This window comes from Vibrio sp. 1288, assembly GCF_033344475.1.
Map to the genome: position 1 here is coordinate 178,187 of NZ_JAWPOX010000005.1, position 15,644 is coordinate 193,830.

Below are 15,644 nucleotides of genomic sequence, written 5' to 3' on the forward strand. Positions count from 1 at the left end.
CAATGCGAGTTACCGATTGCCTACCCTCTAGATAATAACCCTATCAATTTTAATGACTCAAAATTTAATGATATTTCCAATACTAAAAAGTGGGATAGACTCCACCAAAATGCGCCTTTATGTATATTTAATGAAAAGCTTAAAAGCTATCCATAAACTAGATAAAAAAGGTAAGCTAAGAAGTTAGTGTAGGGTTAGATAGAGAAGATTTTCTGATGCTAGCCAAACGTTATGGTGTAGTTCAGAAGGAAAAATATGAACAAGAATGTTGGAATAATTCTCTTATCACTTTTCTCAAGTGTCACTTTCGCAAGTGAAAAGTTTGAAGCCAGTTTGTTTAACAACGTAAGCCAATCTATCGATAATTATGGTGCTAAGATAAAGCTGTGCGAATCTATGGCAGACCAGAATACACCTGACAAACAAACCCTAGAGTATTCAAAGAAGCATATAGAAGCATTAACTCCTGTTCTGCCGTTTTTAAGCGAGAAAGCTTTTGAGGCTTGTGTATTAAAAGAGAAGCAAGAGCTAGCATATTATCTATTAATAGCAAAAAATAACGCTTCAAGAACCTCAACATTAAAGCTTGTAGAATCGACTGAAAGCCTAACTTTTCATATCGAACCTACATCGAGAGAAAAGTTTGAAACACTGAGCAAGGTACATCAAGAATATATAGAGAAAAGCCCTTTTTTCTCCCGACCATTTGATGCATTAGCTTTTTATGAAAAGCTCATACAATAAATAGCCTTTATGACTTTAGACAAAAAATACCCGAGACTGAGCTCGGGTATTTAATAAAAATGTTCGCTATGAGTTCTGCGTCGATTCTACTTTGCGTAGCTGTGATAGATACTTAACCCAACTCTTTGCCTGATTCGATGGCTTAATCTCATTCGCTCTTTTGGCATTAGCGAGCGCATCGTCAAACCGCTTAAGTTTGTAGTAAGCGCGAGTTTTGATAAGTGCAACATCCGCTTTACGACCTCTGACATTATCGAGCGCGGCAATGGCATCTTTATAATGGCCTTCTTGCACCAGCAGTTGAGAATAGTTCCAGTAATACTGCCTATCTAGCTGAGCTGCAATACGCCAGCTATCAATAGACTCTTCCCACTCTTTTGCCATTTGCCAATACGTTGCTTGCTGAGCTTTTAGCTTACTATTCGAGTTTACATCCTCTAGCTCGTTCATCACCAACGCAGCTCTCTCAGGAATACCTCGTTTCGCGTACAATTGTGCCAGCAGCTTTAAGTCATCTTGGCTAAGTTGTAACCCTTTCAGTTTTGCCAACGCCAAAGAGTCTAGGGCACGTTTGTTGTCATCAACCCGTAGGTATAGAGCAACAAGCTGACGCCACCATTCAATTCGCTCAGGTTCAATCACGATTAAGCGTTTGATGGTCGAGATTGCCGGCTTCCACTTTTTCAGTTCTAGCTCAGCAGAAAGCTTTATCGACAATGCGCCAAGCTTGTCTGGCTGACCAAACTTCTCATAACGAGCCATTGCTGAAAGCACTTTTTGCCACTGACTCAGTTGATAATGAGATTGGGAAATACGCAGCCATAGTTCATGCGCTTTTTGACCTTTAGGAATGTTTTTGCTCAAGGCATAGTAATGAGGTAAAGCCTTAGAAAAACGTTGCTCGTTCAGCAGTATATCAGCCAACATTTTTCGGGTTTGCCATGCTTGCTCATCTTGTAGCAAACCACTATTGACTGCCAACTCAAGTTGCTTAATCGCCGCTTGAGTTTGCTCGTTCTGCCAGTAAAAAATACCCAACATTCGAGCGACATAAGCTTGGTCATATCCACGAGAAAGCTCCATAGCTTCAAGAGATGAAATCGCTTCTTTTAGTTTCTCCTCTTGAGCCAAGTTGTGTGCTCGTTGAACTCTCGCTGCGGTGTATTGGCTTAACTCACTGGCAATGGTTGAGAGTGCACTCAGGCTTAATACCGTACCGATTAAGAATTTTTTCATCATTTGGCTAACTTGAACTCCACTTTAGCGGTTTGTCCGAACTGCTCAATTGACACACCATCCTCAACTTTTGGCTGATACTTCCATTTTTTAAGCGCACGGATTGCTTCCCTTTCAAACATGCGCTCGGGCTCAGCCTCGATCACTTCAATATCTTTTGGTCGTCCAGTTGCATCGATCGTGAAACGCATAATGACATAACCTTCCACTTTACGTTTCAGCGCCTTACTTGGATAACGAGGATCAACACGATACAACGGCAGTGCTTGCTGGTTGCCCATTGTTCCCTTCAAGTTTGGGGCGCTAATCGCGATGCCTTCAAGGGCTGTGTTTAAACCTAAAGCACTGACTGGCGTCATCTGACTCATTGGTTCCATTTGAGTGTCAGCTTGAGACAGATCCATTGGCTCCGGCGCTTGAGGTGGTTCTGGTTGCTCCGGCACTGAACGTTGACGACGCTGCACGTCTGCTTCATTCTCTACCATCACCATATCAAAACGAACGGCTTCTGAAGCTTCTGGTGCACGCTGGTTGCCTTTATCAACCATCCACGCCATAAAGCTAAACAAGCTCACAGAAATTAACAGTGATGCTGGTAGTGCAAGTAACAGCCTGCCCATTAAGGTTTCTCCGCCGCCAATGCAATGTTCTTCACACCCGCCGCCTTTGCAGCGTCCATCACTTTCACGACAGTGCCATTGTAAGCATGCTCGTCAGCTTGGATAACTAACGAGGCATCAGGTTGATCAAGTAACAGGTGCTCAATAGAGGCCTCAACACGCTCAATATCAACCACTCGTTTGTCAATGTACACATCATTCGCTGCCGTTACTGCGATAAAAATGCCCGCGTCTTTTTGACTTACTACATTAGAAGCCTGGGGGCGATTCACTTCTACACCGGATTCACGTACAAACGAACTGGTCACAATGAAGAAGATCAACATGATGAAGACGATATCAAGCATCGAGGTTAAATCGACTTGAGCTTCATCTTGTTGGTTAGGTCTGCGTCCGAGTCTCACTTTTGACTCCTTAAAGATTGTTCTAACTGGATAGCTTTTCGTTCACACACTTTGCTAAGGCGAGCATGAATAAACATGCCCGCAAGCGCTGCTACCATACCTGCCATGGTTGGCAGCGTAGCAAGTGAGATACCAGAAGCCATCAATTTCGGATTGCTGCTGCCTTGCGATGCCATTACGTCAAACACCGTAATCATGCCTGTCACCGTCCCTAACAACCCTAGCATTGGGCAAACCGCCACAAGTAGCTTAATAGTCGATAGGTTTTGGCGTAGTTCGATTTGCGCTTTTGCAATCCATCCTTCACGGATTTGATGCGCGTACCAAGAGTGGTGCTCTGATCTTGCGTGCCACTGCTCACAAAGCTGTTTTTTTACCCCAGGGAAAACCGTTGTGAGATAAATAACTCGCTCCATAACCAACAGCCAGCACACCGCCACGACGGCGGCCAGCCACCATAGGATTTGACCACCTTGCTGCATAAAGCTCATCAAGGTTGTGGCCCAATCCTCACTGATCAAACCCAATGTGCTGAGTAGGATCTGCTCCATTACGCTGCGTTCTCCGCTAAGGTGTTAGAGTGACTTTTGTTATTCGGCATATCACGCTCAGCTTGTTCTGCAACTAAACCGATGCCTTGTTTTTCTAAGATACTGCGAATATTTTCTGCTTGAGAGCTCAATACGTTGTGCGCTAATAGCAAAGGCATGGCTGAAACAAGGCCAAGTACGGTAGTCACAAGTGCCATCGAAATGCCACCCGCCATTACTTTCGGATCACCATTACCAAATTGAGTGATGACTTGGAAGGTTTCGATCATACCCGTTACCGTGCCTAGTAGGCCAAGCATAGGAGCTAGAGCAGCAAGAAGCTTAAGCATCGACAACCCTTTTTCTAGGTGGGTTTGCTCATCAACAACGGCTTCCAAAAGACGTAGTTCTAACGCTTCTACGCTGCGATGCTTGTCTTTCTGGTATACCGCAAGCACGCGACCCAAAGGGTTGTTTCCTGGCTGCGCTGGGGTTTTCAGTTGCTTCATGATTTTCTGGCGCGAAATCATCAGAGATGCACCACGTACGAGCGCAATCAATAGGCCGATAGCCAATAAACCAAGGATGATTTTGCCGACAACGCCACCCGCATTTAGGCGATCAGCCAAAGTCGGTGAGTTTGCGAGCTGCTCAAGAAGAATGCCACGTGACGGATCTATGACAAGCGCATCAATGTCACCAGAGGAAATAGTATTCGCTGTTGGACCGCTTTCAGGCTGACGAAGATAGTTTACCGCATCTCCGCGTTGACCATTCCACTTAACGTAGCCAGTGTCATCCAGCAGCGCCATAGAACCAAGACGAACACCACTAACCGTTTGTTCACGACCCTCGCCATTTAGCAGTGTGAAAGAGACGTTTGCCATTTCACCGCTTGCTTTGATTTGTTCTTCCATGCTGCGCCACATCGCCTGAAGTTGGGTCAACGTTGGCAGTGATTTAGCCGCAACAATAGCATCGATATCTTTCTGATATGAGTTTGCATCTACACCGGTTACTGAGCTTTTTAGCTCAGACTCTAGCTCTTTTGCGTTCTGGCGAACGACGCCAAATAACTCACCTAGGCTCCCGGTTTCTAGACGCAACTTTTCTTCTAGCTGTGCCAGTTCTGCTTCATTTTCACCGAAGGTAACACTTAATGAGTCCGCCTCTGCTTGAAGAGCAGCACGCTCTGCCACCAATTTATTCTTTATAGCCTGTAGGTCTTGCTCTGTTTGCTTAAAACCTGATTCACGCGCGACATTGTGCGATTGCTGTTGACGATTTTCTTGCTGCGCCTTTTGTAACAACGCATCACTAGCAAAAGTTGTATAAGGCATTAATGCGGCTGTCGAGATTAATGCAACCGATAACCATTTTTTCATCATTTATTTGCCCTCCGCAGCGGTTAACGACACTGGTAGAGTTAACATGCTCGGCGCGATCTGTTTATTCGCCATAGCGAACGCTTTGTCTAGCTCTGATTTTTGCTCAGAACCCACTTGTTGCCATGCTTGTTGTTGCTGTGACCAGCTCCAAAATGTGTCACCAGATAAGCTACGCGCTACCAAAGACAAACGCCCTAAATAGAGAATGTCCGCCTCCACAGCTTCATTGTCACCTAGGTTAATCTTGCCTTGGTAAACGCCAAGCTTGGTGCCGTAATCCATTTCAATTTGGTACGCTTCTAAAATACGACGAAACTTCTCTGCATCCGCAACGTCTGCACGCGTCATCATGGAATCCAGCTTTGCAATTCGCTCCTCACGTTGCGCTTTGCGTATAGGCTTGTCGTTAGCGACGAGCACTTTTAAGCCCTCAAGCATGTGATACATCAAAGGCACGACACCTTGACGAGTTTGAGCAATCTGCTCAATTTGCTCGTTCAAGCTATCAACTTCTTGATTTTGACTTTCAACAAGGCTTGCAAGATGATCGCGATAAATCTTCAAGTTACCGACTTCCTCTTGCAGCTGCTCAATTTCAGCTTCTAGAGTAAGTGATTTTTCTGCGCTTGCATCAATACGTTTTTGGCTTACCGCCGACGACTGGTTTGTTTTACTCTGCACAGCTTGTGCATCGTTTAAGTTCGCCGCGTGAGCGGGAATCAAAACCGATGATATCAACAGAGCGATACTTGATTTCATTAGATTCATACGAGTTATATTTCTGTGTTCCAAAAACGACCAAAGGGGAAGACTACCCTTCCCCTTTAATAATCAAATTGTTATCAGTACTTGAACTGGATTGTTGCCATGTAGTTGCGGCTTTCTCCAACCACAACCCCACTCGCACCTTTTTGCTCGCCATTCGTGCTACCACCACCTGCGAAGTAGTCGGTATCGAATAAGTTTTCGACATTGAATCGAGCAATAATATCCAAGTTTTCATCGTACTTATGTTTGTATGACACGCCCATATCAACGCGAGCGTAGCCATCTTTCTTGAAGGTGTTCTTTGCATCACCGTAGCGATCACCTTCATAAATCAAACCAAGGTTTAAGTTAGTGTTGTCTTGAACCTTGTAGCTAGACCATAGACTTGCCGAGAACTCTGGCACGTCTACAGGGCGGTTACCTTCATATCTTTCTGCCTTCTTAAGCTCTGCATCCAAATACATTGCAGAAGCGGTTAGCGACAACTCTGGGGTCACAAAACCTTGAGCCATTAACTCAGCGCCTTTGTGAACTTGCTCACCACCTTGCGTTTTCTTGTGTAGGAGATTGCCGCCCGCGTCTTTGCCGCTTTCAACATCCAGCGAGATGTTCTCTAACGTGATATCAAACACAGCACCAGATACAAATAAACGCTGATCAAACAGTTCCCACTTCGTACCGATTTCATAAGAGATACCACGCTCAGCGTCGAGTTTCTCACCTTCATTGATGTAGGTACGACTACCGTTGCTGACTTCACCTTGAGGCATGAAGCTTTCAGAATACTGAACGTAAACCGAGCCATTCGTCGATGGGTGGAAAATGACACCAAATTTTGGAGAAACCTGGTTTTCGGTCAGTTCATCATCACGCTTTTCGTCATAACGAACACCTGCAAGCACTTGCCAGTAATCATTAATCGTCATCATATTTTGCGCGTAGATACCCCAAGTATCGTACTCAGCAGTTGGTGATTTCTTCGAACTACGATAGCTAGGCTTAGGCACCGTTTCTCCTGGCGCAATACTCGCCTCATTATGAAATGCCATAAAGCGATCATAACTGTAATCTAAGTAGTTAGCGCCCACTAACAACGTGTTTTCCGTACCGAACAAAGTAAAGTCCGTCGTCACATCTATATATGCAGTATCAAATACCCAATTATCGGAGCGATCGTTGCCTCGATGCTTAATCGTATTTAACTCTTCATACTGATCAAACTTAGGGTAAGACTCTACATCAAAACGCTTAAAGTCTTGGCGGTTGTAACCTGCTTTTACGTTCACGTTATCCGTGACTTGCGCATTAATATCGACACCGTAGTTTTCTACTTCGTTATCAATTTCAGACCACTGCGCATCCCAAATGTACTTATCACCGCGAACCGCTTTGCCATCAACAATGTATGCGCCAGAGTCCACGCTACCGTCGTCTTTCGTGCGATCGTAATGAGCCGATACCATAAAGTTGTCTGTGATATCGTACTCAACCACTAGGCCAGCTACCGTACGATCTGTTTTAGGCTCAGTGCCATCACCGTACCTGCGCCAAGAGCCGTAGCTTTCTTTGGCAAAAATTGCGCGCGCTCGCAGTGTCTCTGCATCATTTAGCGCGCCACTCACATCAAGCACAGTGCGTGAGTGATCATTCGAACCTAGATCTTGACTCAAACTTGCTTGTGTTTGAGTTGTTGGTTTTTTCGAAACCATGTTTACCAAACCACCCGGCTCAGATTTACCGTATAGCAGACCTGATGGACCTTTAAGCACTTCAACACGCTCTAAAAGCTCAATTGGCTGACGGTAGTGTGACCAGTGTTGACGACCATCACGAAGAAAACCGTCTGAACTGCTAAGTTCAAAACCACGTAGAGAGAAACGTTCGCGGTTACGGCTTGTACCACCCGCGCTAACACTTGCATCGTTACGTAGCACTTCACCAAGTGTACTTGCACGCTGCTCATCAATTACCGTTTCATCGATAACCGCTACTTGTCCCGGCGTTTCCAGCTGCGTCATTTCCATGCGCATTGCTGTACTGTTTGTATCTGCCTTGTAGCCGAACTCTCGACCTTCTACAACTACATGTTCGTCTGTTTGAACTTCCGCCACTGCAGGTGTTGCTAACACTGCACCGATCACTAACGCCAAATGGCTCTTAGTAAACATATCCTTTCACTCCGATTATTATTTTTCGGGTCACATACTTGTTGAATGCGATTCCCTCTTAATTATTTCGCGGGTGAATATAAGTGATAAGTATTACCATTTGCATTAAATTTACATTCTTTGCATTTGCAAACTTTTGTAAAGTACTCTCTGATGATGCGCCATCATAATGTGACTTTAGTCACAAAAGTTACAACTTAATCATACTTATTGCTTGAACACTAAAGTAACCCTCAGACCACCTTGCTCACGGTTTTTCGCCGTAACTGCTCCACCCATAATACGCATGGATTCTTTGACAATCGCAAGACCTAAACCGTAGCCACCAAGCTTTTTATCTCTAGAAGCATCTAAGCGCGTAAACGGATCAAAAATATCGACCAGCTTGTTATCTGGAATACCAGGCCCATCATCAGATACTGACATGATGGTGAACTGCTGCCCTTCTTTGACATAATTTTCCAGAGAAACTTCTATCTGAGATGCTTGTCCTGAATATTTAATGGCATTACCAATAAGATTGTTCAAACAACGAATGACGAGCGTTTCTTCACAAAAAGCTTTAGCACATACAGCTTCTGAGCGGAAAGACAACGTCTGTTCTGACTTCAAATCTATTTTGCAACGCTCTACTTGCGGGGAGAGCAAAACTTCTAAATCACAGCGTTTCGTGGCTTTGTCGAAGCGCGCATTTTCCAAGCGACTGAACTCCAATATATCGCTGATCAAATGGTTTAGCTCTTTTGCTTCATCTTCTAACCTTGTCACTAGACTTTGCTCACTTTCTCCAACACGCTTTCGCAAAAGATGCAGAACCAAGTTCTGCCTCGCTAACGGCGTTCTCAATTCGTGAGAGACATCTCTTATAAGCAGTCGCTGCTTTTCAGCGAGAGAATGAATCTGTTGCGTCATGTGATCGAAATCTTGCGCTAACTCGTTAAACTCACGCGTGCTCGACTTCAGCTCTTTCACGACACTGACATTAAAATCGCCATTAGATAGCTTTTTGCTTGCTTCTCTCAATCGATCCAATGGTTGCTGTAAGTTACGTGCCATTAGCAGTGAAAAGAGCGCCAAAATAACCACTGCAATCACGACTTTGAGAATAGAGAAATACAGAATGAAGTCATTTGCAGGGTGCAGTCGATGTGGCAACTGAATCACTAAAGTATTGCCATGAACTAAAGGAATATTGATGATGGGGCGATTCACTTTCCCCTCAAGTTGATCATCGATGCTTCTCTTAAATTGAAGTTTGAACTCGAAGTGCGGATGCATCAGACGGTGCGTAACTGGTTGCTGATGTTCATTCAACACAAATAAATAAAAGTTTTGCGCATTTGCCCAGTCAGCAAGTTCGTCCATGTCTCCGTGCTCAATCAATACGTTAGCTTGATGTGCAAGGTCTAGCATTTCTTCTCGCACACTATCGGGCACTTTCAACATGGCTTTCACCAGAGCTTGTTCCGCTAAGGATTGCACGACCAAAATGCTAATGACAATTGCGGTCATGCAACTAAATAACTTGAACGCTAAGCTATCTTTACGTTTTGCAATAAAAGGTGGACACCGGAGCTTCATTAACAGTTTACAGCCTCTAAATAACTGTAACCTTTGCCACGGAAGGTTTTGATATGTTGCTTGGAAAGCCCCGCTTCAACTAACTTGCGACGTATGTTACTGATGTGCATATCAAGGTTGCGATCAAAAGGACTCAGCTCTTTCTTTAACACTTCAGTTTGAAGCTCTGCTTTTGAAATCACGACTCCTTGGTTTTTTACCAAGTAGCTCAATAGTTCAGCTTCCGTACTTGTGAGGGGTAAGCTATTAAGCTGGTCACTGATCGTTTGAACGGTACTACACATCGTCTGACGTTGACGTTCCAAGCCAACACGACGAAGAATCGCTTTGATGCGCATTAGAAGCTCAGCGACATTAAAAGGCTTTCCGATATACTGATCGGCCCCCGCTTGGTAACCATCAAGCATCGAGTTTTCATCGTTGAGAGCGGTAAGCATTAGAATAGGTGTCGCGAAGCGCTGACAGATCCTACGAGCAACTTGCATGCCGTTAAGGTTTGGTAACATGACATCAAGCAATACAAGATCTACAGGCGTTTTTTCCATATATTGCAGCGCACTTTCACCGCAATGCACAGAAGAGACGATGTAGCCCTCCTCTTGCAAAACCGCTTCTAACAGCTCACACAAAGGAACGTCATCATCGACTATCAAAACTCGTGACATTACCACTCACCATTCAAATAAAAATGGTTCGCATTTTATTACTCATTTACCAATTAAACAACTACACACTCTAAGGCTTTAAGTCCACAGGACTCAGTCCAAGAAGCAGCAACGTACCATTAGAGTTTAATGTTCACTTTTACTAAAGGTTCCTAACAATATGCACCTAGATATATCTTCATAGAAAAAACGAGTACAATCTGGCAACCGCAAAGCAAAAGATAAAGCGAATGGAAACGTTATTAATTGGTCACCGTGGCGTGGCAGGTTCATACCCTGAGAATACAAAAATAAGCATTCAGGCAGCCATTGACCTGGGGTTGAAGTGGGTGGAAGTGGATATACAGCCTACCAAAGATAATGTTTTAGTGGTTTGCCATGATCATACCGTCAATCGATGCAGCAATGGACAAGGGCGTGTTGATGAGCTCACCCTGGAAGACTTAAAAGCATTAGATTTCGGTAGTTGGTTTAGCACAGACTTTTCAGGCGAGAAGATCGTGACACTAGATGAACTGCTCACTTTAGCTACTGAGAATAAGCTTAACTTGAATATCGAAGTTAAAGTAGACAACCATCCAGCGGAAGAAGTGGCGCAGACTCTCGCCAATGCGTTAACAAAAAGTCCAATGCCGCAAGAGAATGTACTCCTATCGAGCTTTAGTCATGACGTCATTAGAGCGATGCACAAATACTGCAGTGGCTACCGATTGGGTGTGTTAAGTGAATTCTTTACGAGAAAAGATAAACGCCTTTTGGAAGAAGTTAGTGCCTATAGCTGCAACCTAAATATTAACTGGGTTCGTACTCGCCAGATAAACAAACTCCAACAAGCCGGTTACAAAGTGATGTGCTATACGGTGAACAATCCAAATAAACTGAAATACCTACCTCAATTAGACGGTATTTTTAGTGATCATCCACAGCGCTTTATGCCATAGCCTATAAGAGCCAGAACATTAAAGGGGACCTTTTATTACCACTCAATCTGAATTGGTGTCCCCATCTCGACAAGCTGGATAAATTCGTCCATCTCCTCGTTGGTAATCGCAATACACCCATTAGTCCAATCAAAACTTTGGATGTAAATCGGCAACTGACTCTCACCGTTTTTTAAGCCATGAATTTTGATGTTCCCTCCAGGGGACACACCTCGGCGCTTCGCTTCCAACGTATCAATCGCATCAGGGTAACTGATATGCACAGAACGATAAAAAGCAGAGTCCTCTATAACATAATCTAGAGTGTATTCGCCCTCTGGCGTGCGATTGTCTCCCTCTTCTTGTTTATGTCCTTGCGGGTTCGCTCCTAAAGCAATTCGGTATTCTTTTAGCACTGCTCCTTGTTCCATCAAATACATTCGACGCTTAGACTTGTCGACTTTAACAAGGTCAACAGCTGCGTGAGTGCCCGAAGCAAACACACAACACAAGAACATAGAGAACCATTTTACTGACATTGTCGTAACGCCTAAGCTAATAAAGTGAACAAGAAAAGAGCGATAATGCTAGTCAGTTAATGCTCGTAAAGCAAACAGTATCTAATGCGGAACCGTAAGATAGCACTCGCTGAAAGGCGTACTTCTTGTTGTTGTTTGATACAACAAAAGTCAAAGAGAAGATTTCTCTATTCATTGCGGCTAAGTTGCATTACTTTATAAGCATATTTATTTATAAAGTCCGTACTTTTTGAGAGGGAACCATGATTAACATTGCTTTTTTTAGTGCAAAATCCTACGACGAAGCCTCTTTTAATAAAATTAAAAATAACCGCGATTTTGAATTTCACTATCACGACTTCCGACTAACCGAAAAAACAGCCAAGATGGCGCACGGCAGTGATGTCGTATGTGCGTTCGTTAATGATGATCTTTCAGCTCCCGTTCTTAAACAGCTTTCTCTAGGCGGGACCAAGCTTATTGCTATGCGCTGCGCGGGATTTGATAAAGTTGATCAACAAGCAGCCAAAGAACTAGGCTTACAAGTGGTTCGAGTTCCAGCTTACTCACCAGAAGCAGTGGCAGAGCACACGGTTGGTTTAATGATGTGCCTAAACCGCCGTCTTCACAAGGCCTACCAACGGACACGTGACGCCAACTTCTCGCTAGAAGGTCTTGTTGGCTTTAACTTTTTCGGAAAAACCGTTGGTGTTATTGGTACGGGTAAGATTGGTATCGCGACGATGCGTATCTTCAAAGGGCTTGGCATGGAACTGCTTTGCTACGACCCCTACGAAAATCCATTAGCACTAGAAATAGGAGCCCGTTACTGTTCGCTTGAAGAAATCTACGCTAATGCGGATGTTATCTCTCTCCATTGTCCAATGAGTGAAGAAAACTATCACTTATTGAACGAAAAAGCCTTCGCGCAAATGAAAGATGGTGTAATGATCATTAACACCAGTCGAGGCGAGTTGCTAGATTCACTAGCGGCGATAGAAGCGTTGAAACAAGGTAAGATTGGTGCGCTTGGCCTAGACGTGTATGACAATGAAAAAGACTTATTCTTCCAAGATAAATCTAACGATGTCATTGTAGATGATGTTTTCCGCCGTTTATCGGCTTGTCATAACGTGCTGTTTACTGGCCACCAAGCATTCTTGACTCACGAAGCACTTAATAATATTGCCTCTGTGACGCTTGATAACGTCGAAGCCTTTTTCTCTGGTAACGTATCGGGCAATGAACTGATTAACTAAAGCCAGACAATCGAGAAGTATAGTAGAGCGTGTGATCTCAGCTATGCTATACTTCTCGACTATTTAAAATTTGAGCCAAATTACCATGAGCATAAAAACTGATATTCAAAAGCTGCACAACCGTTTAGATACATGCCAACGTAAACTTGATGCGGCACGTTCTCGTGGTGATCACGAAATGATTACAAAGTTCACGGATGAAGTAGAACAGCTTACCAAAAAGCTTAACCAGTTAAAGCACAAGCAAAACTATGAGCTGAACAAAGAACGTAAAAGCTTACTTGATATGCCTTTCTCTCGTGAAATCACCAAAGCAGAACAAGCGGACATCGGCAAACTGAAAAAACGCGTACGCGGCTTAGTAATCGTTCACCCATTAACAAAAGTTGGTAAAGAACTTCGCCTTGATGTGATGACAGGCTTTGCGCCAAAAGAGTTTTAAAACTCGCATTAACATTTATGGAGCCCAAGCATTTGCTTGGGCTTTTTATTTTGTACTGCTTCATTAAATTTCATCGAAATATCAACCCATAAGCTCTTAAAAAGGCCAGCGACAAAAGCCACTGACCAAATTCAAAATGCCAGTCTGCATTACTCGCCTACGACAGTTGCTGCAACTTGTGCTCCACAACGGGGTCATTCGGAACTAACTGCTGAGCCACTTCCAAAAGTTGTACTGCATCTTGCGGATTGTCATGCTCATGCTTCATCGCAATATCAACAAGTGGCTGAATATCGATTTGCGCTTGATGCTCCTTCACATGTTCTTTCTTTTCTTCAATTAACACATTATGAGCGGTACTCAGTAAGTTCAAACGATGCTGTGAACTCGCATTCGCCTTGTTAAGGCACTGATAGTAATCTTCTTTTAATCGCAGCGTTTTAGTCTGATGACGAAACTGCGCTATATCTATCTTCTGATAACGTATAAAGTCTACAGCCACTTGCTTATAAAAACCGAATTTATTCAAATACGTCGCGTGGGTACCATGTCCCATCCCGAAGACTCTTAAGTGAGTGAGCTCTGGGTAGCGTTTGGCGTGAAGGCGGTCGATTTCATTAGTTGGATCATAAATGATATAGCCTTTTGCATCGCCAAGGTCGAGGTCGTGATACTTTCCTTCCCAATCAAATTGTTGGGCAAGTTCAGTACTTGGCCTATCATCCCATGGCACCAAAACTTTGTTTTTTGTGCTGACCGGGTGAAACATCAATACTTGATCCAACTTTAATAGATTAGAAAAGGCACCAATAGCAAAACCACCGCGGCTAAGTCCATAGCCTAAACGACATTCAAAGGGCTCAAGTAAAGTCGACAGTTGCTCTAGAAAGAAAATCAAATTACGGCTGCGAAACCAGTTACTTTTCCCAAGATGCTGAAATGAAATAATATTTACTTTTTGTTTCTGGGCTAAGCGATAACCCCAAGGCGCAAAGTCTGAGTGTAAGTCCTGTACTTGTAGATTCGTACCAGCAGGGGAAAAGGTGAACAACAACGGTTTATTGCGGTCGACAAACTCATACTTAACAAATACATCATCAAGTAAGTCCTCCCCGGACATCGGTAGCCTGGTTTGCTGTTCTTCACGAGAAAGAGCCAGCCATTCATCCAACCAGTACAGTAACTTCATTAATCCTCCATCTAAATTGCGCCTAGCAATTGTGTTAAAAATCTAGTTTTTAGTGTGTGATCATCTCCCCCTGGTTACAGGGGACTCTGATATCAGTCCTCTTTTAAAACAAAGCGTGAATTTGCTTATTAAATTGGTCAATATCTAAGGTTTGATGGCGAACAAACTCCTGCGCCACCAGATTAAAAAATTCTAATTTATCTAATTGTGTGGATTGAGTGCCGTGTCCCATACCGACGACTTTTAAATGGGTAAGCTCTGGATAACGTTCAGCATGAAGACGATCAATGCGATTGGATGGGTCATAAATAATATAACCTTTGGCATTGCCCAAATCTCGATCATGGTAGCCGCTTTCCCAAGCAAACTGCTGAGCAAGCTCAGTACTCGGCCGATCATCCCAAGGCACTAACGCTTTATTTTTAGTGCTAACAGGATAAAACAACAAAAGATGTTCTAGTTTCAGCAAGTTAGCGAACGCGCCAATTGCAAAGCCACCTCGACTTTGCCCATAACCCAAACGACATTTGAAGGGATGAAGCAACTCAGATAGCTGCTCCAGAAAGAAAATCAAATTCCGACTACGGAACCAATTACTTTGTCCTAAATGTTGAAAGGCAATAATGTTTACTTTTTGTTGTATTCCGAGCTCGTAGCCCCAAGGAGGAAAATCCGGAGTTAAGTCTTGTACCTGCACATCAGTACCGGAAGGAGAAAATGTGAACAACAATGGCTTGTTAAGATCGACGAGTTCATACTTCACAAACACATCATCAAGTAAATCGTAGCCAGAGATAGGTAAAGCCGTCTCTTGTTCTTTTTGAGTAAGAGCTTGCCATTCATCTAACCAGTAAAGTAGCTTCATTTTTCCTCCAAGTACATTTGCAGTATTTAGACTGGGACTCTATCAAAATGCGTTTAAGCATCCCACGTTGAGACTTAACAAAGCTCTATTTGAAGCCCAAATGACACGTATGGAAATGTCTTCGATTGAAGGTATTACTGCGTAAACTAAACCCAATGTAGGTACGCAAAAACTTGGAGAAAGAGCTAGAGAAAAACCAATTAGAAGTTTCGATAACAGCGGTTAAAAAACAGCAGATACAAAAAAACCGCTGTAAGAACAGCGGTTTTTTAAAAGTGGCGGAGAGATAGGGATTTGAACCCTAGATACGCTATTAACGTATGCCGGTTTTCAAGACCGGTGCTTTC

16 protein-coding genes are annotated in these 15,644 nt (G+C 43.6%); 4 read left to right on the forward strand and 12 right to left on the reverse strand.

Annotation, left to right across the window (positions count from 1 at the left end; genetic code table 11):
* Positions 1 to 255 precede the first annotated feature (255 nt).
* Positions 256 to 744 carry a hypothetical protein gene (locus R8O11_RS06100; RefSeq protein WP_042523421.1) on the forward strand — a complete coding sequence of 163 codons (489 nt, stop codon included), beginning with the start codon at positions 256 to 258 and terminating at the stop codon, positions 742 to 744.
* Between the two features lie 66 nt (positions 745 to 810).
* Here the strand turns inward: R8O11_RS06100 and R8O11_RS06105 are convergent, their stop codons facing one another.
* The 9 genes from R8O11_RS06105 to R8O11_RS06145 all read right to left on the reverse strand — a co-directional run bounded on the left by R8O11_RS06105 (position 811) and on the right by R8O11_RS06145 (position 10,104).
* Positions 811 to 1,983, reverse strand: a complete 1,173-nt coding sequence (locus R8O11_RS06105; RefSeq protein WP_005374255.1) for a tetratricopeptide repeat protein — start codon at positions 1,981 to 1,983, stop codon at positions 811 to 813.
* Positions 1,980 to 2,600 carry an energy transducer TonB gene (locus R8O11_RS06110; RefSeq protein ID WP_172563684.1) on the reverse strand — a complete coding sequence of 207 codons (621 nt, stop codon included), beginning with the start codon at positions 2,598 to 2,600 and terminating at the stop codon, positions 1,980 to 1,982. Before R8O11_RS06110 ends, R8O11_RS06105 begins: the two co-directional genes overlap by 4 nt.
* Entirely contained in the window at positions 2,600 to 3,004 is a 405-nt protein-coding gene (locus tag R8O11_RS06115; protein WP_005374257.1) for an ExbD/TolR family protein, read from the reverse strand. The genes R8O11_RS06110 and R8O11_RS06115 overlap by 1 nt, the downstream gene beginning before the upstream one ends.
* Entirely contained in the window at positions 3,001 to 3,555 is a 555-nt protein-coding gene (locus tag R8O11_RS06120) for a MotA/TolQ/ExbB proton channel family protein (protein WP_017819708.1), read from the reverse strand. Before R8O11_RS06120 ends, R8O11_RS06115 begins: the two co-directional genes overlap by 4 nt.
* Complete coding sequence (locus R8O11_RS06125) at positions 3,555 to 4,922, reverse strand: MotA/TolQ/ExbB proton channel family protein (protein ID WP_042523423.1); 1,368 nt, start codon at positions 4,920 to 4,922, stop codon at positions 3,555 to 3,557. The genes R8O11_RS06120 and R8O11_RS06125 overlap by 1 nt, the downstream gene beginning before the upstream one ends.
* Positions 4,923 to 5,690 (reverse strand): DUF3450 domain-containing protein, encoded by a 768-nt coding sequence (locus R8O11_RS06130; RefSeq protein WP_005374260.1) that lies wholly within the window; start codon positions 5,688 to 5,690, stop codon positions 4,923 to 4,925.
* A gap of 74 nt (positions 5,691 to 5,764) precedes the next feature.
* Entirely contained in the window at positions 5,765 to 7,858 is a 2,094-nt protein-coding gene (locus R8O11_RS06135; RefSeq protein ID WP_213871503.1) for a TonB-dependent siderophore receptor, read from the reverse strand.
* Between the two features lie 207 nt (positions 7,859 to 8,065).
* A complete protein-coding gene (locus tag R8O11_RS06140; protein ID WP_005374264.1) occupies positions 8,066 to 9,439 on the reverse strand; it encodes a sensor histidine kinase in 1,374 nt (457 codons plus the stop codon).
* Positions 9,439 to 10,104, reverse strand: a complete 666-nt coding sequence (locus tag R8O11_RS06145) for a response regulator transcription factor (RefSeq protein ID WP_017635544.1) — start codon at positions 10,102 to 10,104, stop codon at positions 9,439 to 9,441. Before R8O11_RS06145 ends, R8O11_RS06140 begins: the two co-directional genes overlap by 1 nt.
* Positions 10,105 to 10,334: 230 nt before the next feature.
* Between R8O11_RS06145 and R8O11_RS06150 the strand changes: the two genes are divergently transcribed.
* Complete coding sequence (locus tag R8O11_RS06150; RefSeq protein WP_017819703.1) at positions 10,335 to 11,045, forward strand: glycerophosphodiester phosphodiesterase family protein; 711 nt, start codon at positions 10,335 to 10,337, stop codon at positions 11,043 to 11,045.
* Between the two features lie 35 nt (positions 11,046 to 11,080).
* Here R8O11_RS06150 and R8O11_RS06155 read toward each other — a convergent pair whose 3' ends face one another.
* Complete coding sequence (locus R8O11_RS06155) at positions 11,081 to 11,563, reverse strand: L,D-transpeptidase family protein (RefSeq protein WP_005374271.1); 483 nt, start codon at positions 11,561 to 11,563, stop codon at positions 11,081 to 11,083.
* Positions 11,564 to 11,805: 242 nt separating this feature from the next.
* On the opposite strand from R8O11_RS06155, the gene R8O11_RS06160 reads away from it, so the two are divergent.
* Together R8O11_RS06160 and R8O11_RS06165 are read left to right on the forward strand one after the other, a co-directional pair.
* On the forward strand, positions 11,806 to 12,801 hold the full coding sequence (locus R8O11_RS06160) for a 2-hydroxyacid dehydrogenase (protein ID WP_025768075.1): 996 nt from the start codon (positions 11,806 to 11,808) through the stop codon (positions 12,799 to 12,801).
* 85 nt (positions 12,802 to 12,886) lie between these two features.
* Positions 12,887 to 13,243 carry a YibL family ribosome-associated protein gene (locus tag R8O11_RS06165; protein WP_005374274.1) on the forward strand — a complete coding sequence of 119 codons (357 nt, stop codon included), beginning with the start codon at positions 12,887 to 12,889 and terminating at the stop codon, positions 13,241 to 13,243.
* Positions 13,244 to 13,400: 157 nt separating this feature from the next.
* Here R8O11_RS06165 and R8O11_RS06170 read toward each other — a convergent pair whose 3' ends face one another.
* Together R8O11_RS06170 and R8O11_RS06175 are read right to left on the reverse strand one after the other, a co-directional pair.
* Positions 13,401 to 14,432 (reverse strand): hypothetical protein, encoded by a 1,032-nt coding sequence (locus tag R8O11_RS06170; RefSeq protein ID WP_005393521.1) that lies wholly within the window; start codon positions 14,430 to 14,432, stop codon positions 13,401 to 13,403.
* A gap of 103 nt (positions 14,433 to 14,535) precedes the next feature.
* On the reverse strand, positions 14,536 to 15,297 hold the full coding sequence (locus R8O11_RS06175) for a cytosolic protein (protein WP_318193997.1): 762 nt from the start codon (positions 15,295 to 15,297) through the stop codon (positions 14,536 to 14,538).
* Positions 15,298 to 15,644 lie beyond the last annotated feature (347 nt).

Bases quoted from the DNA above. Each gene is read 5' to 3' on its own strand.
- R8O11_RS06160 (WP_025768075.1), top strand. From the start codon at position 11,806: ATGATTAACATTGCTTTTTTTAGTGCAAAATCCTACGACGAAGCCTCT.
- R8O11_RS06145 (WP_017635544.1), bottom strand. From the start codon at position 10,104: ATGTCACGAGTTTTGATAGTCGATGATGACGTTCCTTTGTGTGAGCTG.
- R8O11_RS06135 (WP_213871503.1), bottom strand. From the start codon at position 7,858: ATGTTTACTAAGAGCCATTTGGCGTTAGTGATCGGTGCAGTGTTAGCA.
- R8O11_RS06110 (WP_172563684.1), bottom strand. From the start codon at position 2,600: ATGGGCAGGCTGTTACTTGCACTACCAGCATCACTGTTAATTTCTGTG.
- R8O11_RS06140 (WP_005374264.1), bottom strand. From the start codon at position 9,439: ATGAAGCTCCGGTGTCCACCTTTTATTGCAAAACGTAAAGATAGCTTA.
- R8O11_RS06150 (WP_017819703.1), top strand. From the start codon at position 10,335: ATGGAAACGTTATTAATTGGTCACCGTGGCGTGGCAGGTTCATACCCT.
- R8O11_RS06175 (WP_318193997.1), bottom strand. From the start codon at position 15,297: ATGAAGCTACTTTACTGGTTAGATGAATGGCAAGCTCTTACTCAAAAA.
- R8O11_RS06125 (WP_042523423.1), bottom strand. From the start codon at position 4,922: ATGATGAAAAAATGGTTATCGGTTGCATTAATCTCGACAGCCGCATTA.
- R8O11_RS06170 (WP_005393521.1), bottom strand. From the start codon at position 14,432: ATGAAGTTACTGTACTGGTTGGATGAATGGCTGGCTCTTTCTCGTGAA.
- R8O11_RS06105 (WP_005374255.1), bottom strand. From the start codon at position 1,983: ATGATGAAAAAATTCTTAATCGGTACGGTATTAAGCCTGAGTGCACTC.
- R8O11_RS06130 (WP_005374260.1), bottom strand. From the start codon at position 5,690: ATGAATCTAATGAAATCAAGTATCGCTCTGTTGATATCATCGGTTTTG.
- R8O11_RS06100 (WP_042523421.1), top strand. From the start codon at position 256: ATGAACAAGAATGTTGGAATAATTCTCTTATCACTTTTCTCAAGTGTC.
- R8O11_RS06120 (WP_017819708.1), bottom strand. From the start codon at position 3,555: ATGGAGCAGATCCTACTCAGCACATTGGGTTTGATCAGTGAGGATTGG.
- R8O11_RS06155 (WP_005374271.1), bottom strand. From the start codon at position 11,563: ATGTCAGTAAAATGGTTCTCTATGTTCTTGTGTTGTGTGTTTGCTTCG.
- R8O11_RS06165 (WP_005374274.1), top strand. From the start codon at position 12,887: ATGAGCATAAAAACTGATATTCAAAAGCTGCACAACCGTTTAGATACA.